The 8,406-nt window shown below is 38.4% G+C and carries 4 protein-coding genes; all 4 read left to right on the plus strand.

Features of this window, described 5'->3' with window-relative positions; translation table 11 throughout:
• Positions 1 to 559 precede the first annotated feature (559 nt).
• A complete protein-coding gene (locus AT685_RS07230; protein WP_072152118.1) occupies positions 560 to 2,716 on the plus strand; it encodes a two-component regulator propeller domain-containing protein in 2,157 nt (718 codons plus the stop codon).
• A gap of 115 nt (positions 2,717 to 2,831) precedes the next feature.
• The gene (locus AT685_RS07235) at positions 2,832 to 6,221 is read left to right on the plus strand and encodes a beta-propeller domain-containing protein (RefSeq protein ID WP_072152119.1); all 3,390 of its coding nucleotides are present in this window, start codon (positions 2,832 to 2,834) and stop codon (positions 6,219 to 6,221) included.
• Positions 6,222 to 6,429: 208 nt separating this feature from the next.
• Positions 6,430 to 7,701, plus strand: a complete 1,272-nt coding sequence (locus tag AT685_RS07240) for a WG repeat-containing protein (RefSeq protein WP_072152120.1) — start codon at positions 6,430 to 6,432, stop codon at positions 7,699 to 7,701.
• A 39-nt stretch (positions 7,702 to 7,740) separates the two neighbouring features.
• Positions 7,741 to 8,406 (plus strand): WG repeat-containing protein (locus AT685_RS07245; protein WP_200741671.1); only part of this gene is annotated, 666 nt, incomplete at its 3' end.

Raw genomic sequence — 8,406 nt, forward strand, 5'->3', positions numbered from 1 at the left:
TAAAATGTGCAGTATAAAACCCTTTCACAAATCTAATTTGTATATTTGCTTGTGGAGGGGCTACGGTATCTGTTCTTTTTAAAGAGCGTCTGTCCTCGGGTTAGCAAAGCGATTCCCTTTGGCAGATACCGTTAATAATTATTTTGTGAAAGGGTTTTATACTGCACATTTTAAATATTTTATATTCGCCTTTATATTTTCCCGCCTTGGGATCGCGGGCAGTATTGAGGGGTTATGGTTAATTACTTAAAGTATCCTTCCTCGTATCTTTCTTCGGTACTTTAATTAACATTTCCCCGATTACGAACCCGAAGACAAATTTCTTAGCGCTTGATTGTAAAAAATTTGGGAAATTATCAAAACGAAGGACTCATTGTCAGTTTTTCCAGAGTTAATTGAAATGACAAAGATATTAATGTTAAGTAAATGACGCTGATTTAATGTTCTCAACCCTTTTTTAAGGATTGAAAGAAAGGGTGGGCAAATGAGCCGAAAGGATCTGTTCTGTCTTGGCGAAGATGAAAAATTAATTTAAAATTAAATTGAAAGGAGAAAAGCCATGAAGAAAAAAGTTTTATTCTCGCTTGCTTTATTCACTTTTTTAATCTTCAACCTTTTACTATCTCAAAATCCTGAGTGGATTAATCTCACTACTTTTGGCAATTATGTTAATTCCTTAACTATTCAAGGTAACTCTGTGTGGATTGGCACTGAGGGTGGTGGACTTGTAAAGTTGAATATGAATACCGCTGAGAAGGTTTTTTACGACATATTAAATTCTGGTTTACCAAATAATGATGTTAGATCAATAGTAGTGGATGATTTGGGAAACAAGTGGATTGGGACTTTTGGAGGTGGTTTGGCAAAATTTGATGGAGTGAATTGGACAGTTTATAACACATCAAATTCCAGTTTGCCATTTAATAGAATTGTCGCAGTAGTATTGGATAAATCAGGAAACAAATGGATTGGGACATATGGAGTGGCAAAATTTGACGGTGTAAATTGGACTTCTTATACCTCGTATAATTCAGGTTTGCCAAGTAATTATGTCACGACAATAGCAATAGACGATTCAGGAAACATATGGATTGGAACATATAGTAGCGGTTTAGTAAAGTTTGACGGTGTAAATTGGTCGGTTTATAACACATCAAATTCCGGTCTGCCATCTAATCGAGTTCAAGCAATAGTTGTAGATCGTTCGGGAAATAAGTGGATTGGAACTTCGTGGGGGTTGGCAAAATTTGACGGAGTAAAATGGACTGTCTATAAAACATCAAATTCCGGACTGCCAAGTAACGATATTACAACGATAGCAGTCGACGATTCGGGGAATAAATGGATTGGGACATATAGCGGTGGTTTGGCAAAATTTGACGGTGTAAAATGGACTGTTTATAAAACATCAAATTCTGGATTACCATCCGATCAAATTAGAGCAATAGTTTCAGATAATTCTGGAAATAAGTGGATTGGAACATATGGCGGTAGTTTAGCAAAGTTTGATGGAGTAAACTGGACTGTTTATAAAACATCAAATTCCGGTCTGCCGGATAATCGTATTAATGCGATATTGATAGATAATTCAGGAAGCAAATGGATCGGAACATATGAAGGCTTAGCAAAGTTCTATGGTGTAAACTGGACTGTTTATAACAAATCAAATTCGGGTTTGCCGGATAATTATGTTTCTGCAATAGCAGTAGATGACTCTGGTAATAAGTGGATTGGAACACCTGGAGGTTTGGCAAAGTTTGATGGTGCAAAGTGGACTGTTTATGGGAAATGGAATTCTGGTTTGCCAAATAATGTTGTTAATGCTATAGCAATAGATGGGCAGGGGAACAAATGGATTGGGACATTGGAAGGATTAGCAAAGTTTGACGGAGCAAACTGGACAGTTTATAAAACTTCAAACTCAGGTCTGCCAAGTGATAGTGTTCTTGCTATCGCGATAGATGGGCAGGGTAACAAATGGATTGGAACATGGGTGAAAGGGTTAGCAAAGTTTGATGGAGTAAATTGGACTGTTTATAACATTTCAAATTCAGGTCTGCCAAAGAATTATGTTCTTGCTATTGCGATAGATGGGCAGGGAAACAAATGGATCGGGACAGGTGGGGGATTAGCAAAGTTTGATGGGGTAAACTGGAGGGTTTATAACACTTCAAATTCAGGTCTGCCAGATAATTCGGTTTATGCAATTGCGATAGATGGGCAGGGTAACAAATGGATTGGGACATATGGTGGAGGATTAGCAAAGTTTGATGGAGTGAATTGGACAGTTTATAACACATCAAATTCAGGTCTGCCGGTTAATTATATTAAGGCAGTAGCGATAGACAATTTAGGGAACAAATGGATTGGGACGAGTGAAAGGGGGCTTGCTGTATATCGCGAGGGAGGAGTTATACTTGATGTTTATGAGAGAAAAGAGAATGTGATTCTAGAGGGATTTACACTTTACCAGAATTATCCAAATCCGTTTAACCCTGCGACAACAATTGAATTTGACATCGCAAAGAGGACAAGGGTTAAGCTTGTTGTTTATGATATCCTTGGCAGAGAGGTTAAAACGCTTGTTAATGATGATTTTGAGATTGGTAGATACAGGGTGAATTTCAACGCGCTGGGTTTGCCAAGCGGCGTATATTTTTACAAGATTGAGGCTGGTAATTTTGTAAGTGTAAAGAAGATGATATTAGTTAAGTGATTGGCTTATACTCCTGACACTTCTAACTTTTCACCCCCCCTCTATGAATATAGAGGGGGGTAGGGAGTGAGTAAAATCAAAGGTTAAAAAATAACAACATAAGACTGGAGGAGAGATGAAGGTAGTGGAAATAATAGCAATTTTAGCGTTTTCAGTCTCAGTTGCTTTTTCAGGCGGGAGTTTTACAGATGAAAAACCAGAGATCTTCGTGCAATTAGGACATACGGATGATGTTACTTCAGTAGCCATAAGTTCAGATGGTAAGTATATTGTTTCTGGAAGTCAGGATAAAACCATCAAGCTTTGGGACATATCAACAGGCAGAGAAATTAGAACATTTAAAGGACATACAGATTGGATTACTTCGGTAGCCATAAGTCCAGATGGTAAGTATGTGATTTCTGGAAGTTATGATAAAACTCTAAAAATTTGGGATATATTAACGGGGCGAGAGATTAGAACATTTGCGGGGCATACGGATAAAGTCACTTCAGTAGCCATAACCCCAGATGGTAAGTATATTGTTTCTGGAAGTCAGGATAAAACCATCAAGCTTTGGGACATATCAACAGGCAGAGAAATTAGAACATTTAAAGGACATACAGATTGGATTACTTCGGTAGCCGTAAGCCCAGATGGTAAATATGTGATTTCTGGAAGCAACAGTTGGATTATCAAGCTATGGGACATATCAACTGGCAAAGAGATACGAACATTTGCGGGGCATGAGGGTTTAGTTACTTCAGTAGCTATAAGCCCAGATGGTAAGTATGTTGTCTCTGGAAGTTCGGATAATGCCGTTAAGCTTTGGGACATATCAACAGGCAGAGAAATTAGAACATTTAAAGGACATACAGATTGGATTACTTCGGTAGCCGTAAGCCCAGATGGTAAATATGTGATTTCTGGAAGCAACAGTTGGATTATCAAGCTATGGGACATATCAACTGGCAAAGAGATACGAACATTTGCGGGGCATGAGGGTTTAGTTACTTCAGTAGCTATAAGCCCAGATGGTAAGTATGTTGTCTCTGGAAGTTCGGATAATGCCGTTAAGCTTTGGGACATATCAACAGGCAGAGAAATTAGAACATTTAAAGGACATACAGATTGGATTACTTCGGTAGCCATAAGTCCAGATGGTAAGTATGTTGCCTCTGGAAGTCAGGATAAAACTATCAAGCTTTGGGACATATCAACTGGGATGGAAATTAGAACATTTAAAGGGCATGCGTTTCAAGTTACTTCGGTAGCCATAACCCCAGATGGTAGATATGTTGTCTCTGGAAGTTGGGATAAGACCATTAAACTTTGGGACATATCAACGGGTATGGAAGTTATAACATTTAAAGGACAACCAATTGAAAAAATTAAAGCAGTAGCTATAAGTCCAGACGGGAGATATGTTATCTCTGGAGAAGCGGGTTGGACGCTTAGGCTATGGGATATCAACACAGGCAAAGGAATTAGAACATTTAAACAAACAAGTTGGATTACTTCAGTAGCCATAACCCCCCATGGTAAGTATGTTGTTTTTGGAGGTTCAGGTGGGACCATTAAACTTTGGGACATATCAACAGGCAGAGAAATTAGAACATTTGAAGGACATACAAGTGAGATTACTTCGGTAGCCATAACCCCAGATGGTAAGTATGTTGTCTCTGGAAGTTGGGATAAGACCATTAAACTTTGGGACATATCAACGGGTAGAGAAATTAGAACATTTGAAGGACATGGGGATTATGTTACCTCAGTGGCTGTAAGCCCGGACGGTAGGTATGTGATTTCTGGAAGCGAAGATGGAACCGCTAAGCTCTGGGATATAACAACTGACAGAGAAATTAGAAAATTTGAAGGATATGCAGGTAGAATTACAGTAGCCATAAGCCCAGATGGTAAGTTTGCTATCATTGGAGATTTGAATGGTAATCTCATACTTTGGCGCGGATCAGTGTTTTCTACATTTGAAAAACTTACAAATCGGGTTGAAATAAACGATTGGGTTAACTCAATAGCCATAACTCCAGATGGTAAGTATGTAATTTCTGGACACGGAGATAAAACAATCAGGCTTTGGGACATATCAACAACAAAGGAGATAAGGAGATTTGATGGACATACAGATGAGGTTACTTCGGTATCTATAAGTTCAGAGGGTAGATATGTAGTTTCAGGGAGTTATGATGGCACAATTCGGATGTGGGATATCAACACGGGCAAGGAGATTGCACAGTTTATCGGTTTTGAAGATGGGGAATGGGTGGTTATAACCCCTGAGGGTTATTTCAATGCATCAGAAAATGGAGCAAGGTATATAAATGTTAGCATTGGTAAAAATGTTTATTCAATAGACAATTTCTTTGAGAAGTTTTGCAATCCTGTTTATGTTGCTTCTGTTTTACAGGGCAAGAGGGTTGAGGTTGTTGCTGATATAAGACAGGGGGTATTGGCGCCACCCGAGGTGAAGATAGTTTATCCGATGGCGGATGCTACTTTAAGCACGGATACACTTACAGTCACGATTTACGCAAGGGATATGGGGGGTGGTATAGATGAGATAAGGCTTTATCACAACGGGAAGGTGGTGGGGGAGGAGAGAAGGGGTATAAAGCTTGTCTCGGGCGAGGGTGAGGTTGTCAAAAGTTACAGTGTGACCCTTGTTGATGGGGTAAACATTTTCAGGGCGGTTGGTTTCAGCAGGGATAGGACTGAGTCTAATCCCTATGAGATTGTTGTGAAGTTAACAGCTCCAAAGAAGGATGTTTCACTTTATGTTTTTGTTGTTGGGATAAATAGGTATAAGAACACATCTTTGAATCTAAACTATGCTGAGTCGGATGCAAGATCAATAGCCCAGTTTTTCAGGGAGAGGGGTGGGAGGTTATTCAAGGAGGTTAAGATTATAGAGCTTTACAACGAGTATGCGACTAAGGATGCTATAATTTCAAATCTCGGGGGTCTTGGTTCTACTAATCCACAGGATGCGGTGGTGGTATATTTGGCTGGGCATGGTGAGAATGCAAGAGGGGAGTGGTATTTTATACCCCATGAGTTAACATATCCTGAGCGGGAGGAGGAGTTGATCAATAGAGGTGTTTCATCTCGGGAGTTGGCTGATTTGATAAGGGGTATAGGTGCGCAGAAGGTTCTTGTGATGATAGATGCGTGTAAGTCAGGTGGTTTGGTTTTAGCCATGAGGGGGCTTGAGGATAGGAAGGCACTTTCTCAGCTTTCAAGGTCAACTGGTGTCCATGTGATAGCAGCATCAACGAAGGAGCAGTTTGCAGCTGAGATTGGGGAGCTTGGGCATGGGGTATTTACATATACGATACTTGAGGGGTTAAATGGTAAGGCATCTGGTGGGACAGAGACGGTGACTGTGCGTAAACTTATGGGTTATGTGGAGGAACAGTTGCCTGAGATAACCAAAAAATACAGGCAAGAGGCACAATACCCAATAGCTGACTCAAAAGGTCAAGATTTCCCACTGGCAATTGTAAAATAAAAGATGTGAAAGTGTTGAAATATAAAATTTTAAATAATGAATTCAGCAATAAAAATAAACATAATTTAGATTCATCCTTCTACAAAGAATTTGCTTATGCTAAACTAACGACAAACAAATGTATATATAAACGAAAAATAATGTTTTTTCCGAAGGACTTGCATTCGGGAATGAAATACTGAAAAATAAACTAAACAGAAGTATTCTCATGATAAAACCAAAACAAACCTCGGTCTTCACGGAGCTATCCCAAGTGGTTTTCTTAATAATTTTGATTCTCGGTGCAGACATCCTGTTTGCCCAGAATCTCCCGCAACCACCTGAACTGATACCTTACCGTAAGGGCGACAAATGGGGATTTTGCGATAAAAATAAAAAAATTGTAATAGAATGTAAATATCATCAGGTTCTGCCATTTTCTGAAGGGCTTGCTGCAGTGCGAATGTATAGCAAATGGGGTTATATAGATGAAACAGGAAATAATGTAATACCAATAAAATATAGTTTTGCTGATAATTTTAAAGAAGGACTCGCCAAAGTAAATTTAGGAGGAATAGCAAAAGACTTGAGACATGTAGCAGGTGGCAAGTGGGGATATATAAATAAAAAGGGTGATGAGGTCGTACCAATTAAATATGACTTTATAGGGGATTTTATAGAAGATGTTGCAAAAGTAGAATTAAATAATAAATTTGGTTTTGTGGATAAAGCAGGGAAAGAAATTATACCAATAAAATACGATGAAGCATACGACTTTAAAGAAGGTTTTGCAAGAGTAAAATTGAATAACAACTATTGGTATATAGACAAGACAGGAAAAGAGTCCATATCAGGAAATTTTTATGCCAGTGATTTTTCCGAAGGTCTTGCTGCAATAAGAGGGTATGACAAATGGGGCTATATAGATAAAGCAGGCAAAATGGTAATACCACCAAGATATTATTGGGCTGGTGATTTTTCAGAAGGTCGCGCAATAGTTGAGCTAAATCATAAGTATGGATATATTGACAAGACAGGCAAAATAGTCATACCAATAAAGTACGATTATGCGTGGAGTTTTAAAGAAGGTCTTGCAGTAGTTAAATTAAACAACAAATATGGTTATATTGATACCACGGGTAAAATAGTAATACCAATAAAATATGATGAAGTACATGTTTTTTCAGACGAGCTTGCCGCAGTGAAGCTAAAGGGCAGATGGGGCTACATAGATAAAACAGGCAGAATTGTAATACCTACCAAATACGATTATGCGGGGGATTTTAAAGAAGGTCTTGCAAAAGTTAATAAAGGTGGGACCTCAGGGTCTTTAGTAAAAATAAAAGGTGGTAAATGGGGATTTATAGACAAAACAGGGAGAGAAGTAATTCCAATAAAATATGATTTTGTTAGTGATTTTAAAGAAGGTCTTGCTGAAGTAGAGTTAAATGGCGAGCGGGGTTATATTGATGCTTATGGGAATGAATACTGGGATAAATAGAAAACTAAATAAACAACAAACTAAACAAAGGAGGCAGTCATGAAAAGGCTAAACCAAACTTTCGTTTTTTCACTTTTATTTAAAATAGCTTTTTTAATGTTTTTTGTTTCAAATGCTATTTTTTTACTTGCCCAGAATCTCCCACAACCGCCTGAACTTATCCCCTACCGCAAACCGGATTACCATGACAAATGGGGCTTCTGTGATAGGAATAAGAAGATAGTTATTGAATGCAAATATGTCCATGTAGAACCTTTTTATGAAGATCTCGCTTTAGTGGCATCGTTTGCTGCCTTCGGCTTTATAGATAAGACAGGTAAAGAGGTGATTCCATTAAAGTATAATTATGCGGAAAGTTTTAAAGAGGGACTTGCAAAGGTTAATGTAGGTGGAGAATTTGATATATTAGGTAATTTTAGTGGTGGCAAATGGGGTTTTGTTGATAAGACAGGTAAAGAGGTGATACCACTGAAATATGATGCCGTGGGTGATTTTTCTGAAGGTCTTGTAATTGTTCTGTTGAATGGCAAAGTAGGCTATGTAGATAAATCAGGTAAAGAAGTGATAGAAATAAAATATGACGGGGGAGATAATTTTTCTGAAGGTCTCGCAAGAGTTAAGTTGAATGGCAAATTTGGGTTTATTGATAAGACAGGGAAAGAGGTGATACCATTAAAATACGATGGTGCGGGTAATTTCTCTGAA

Source organism: Candidatus Kryptobacter tengchongensis (genome assembly GCF_001458555.1).
Classification (GTDB): domain Bacteria; phylum Bacteroidota; class Ignavibacteria; order Kryptoniales; family Kryptoniaceae; genus Kryptonium; species Kryptonium tengchongense.

Excerpts from the sequence above, each read along its gene's own strand:
- AT685_RS07230 (WP_072152118.1), top strand. The coding sequence starts at position 560 with ATGAAGAAAAAAGTTTTATTCTCGCTTGCTTTATTCACTTTTTTAATC.
- AT685_RS07235 (WP_072152119.1), top strand. The coding sequence starts at position 2,832 with ATGAAGGTAGTGGAAATAATAGCAATTTTAGCGTTTTCAGTCTCAGTT.
- AT685_RS07240 (WP_072152120.1), top strand. The coding sequence starts at position 6,430 with ATGATAAAACCAAAACAAACCTCGGTCTTCACGGAGCTATCCCAAGTG.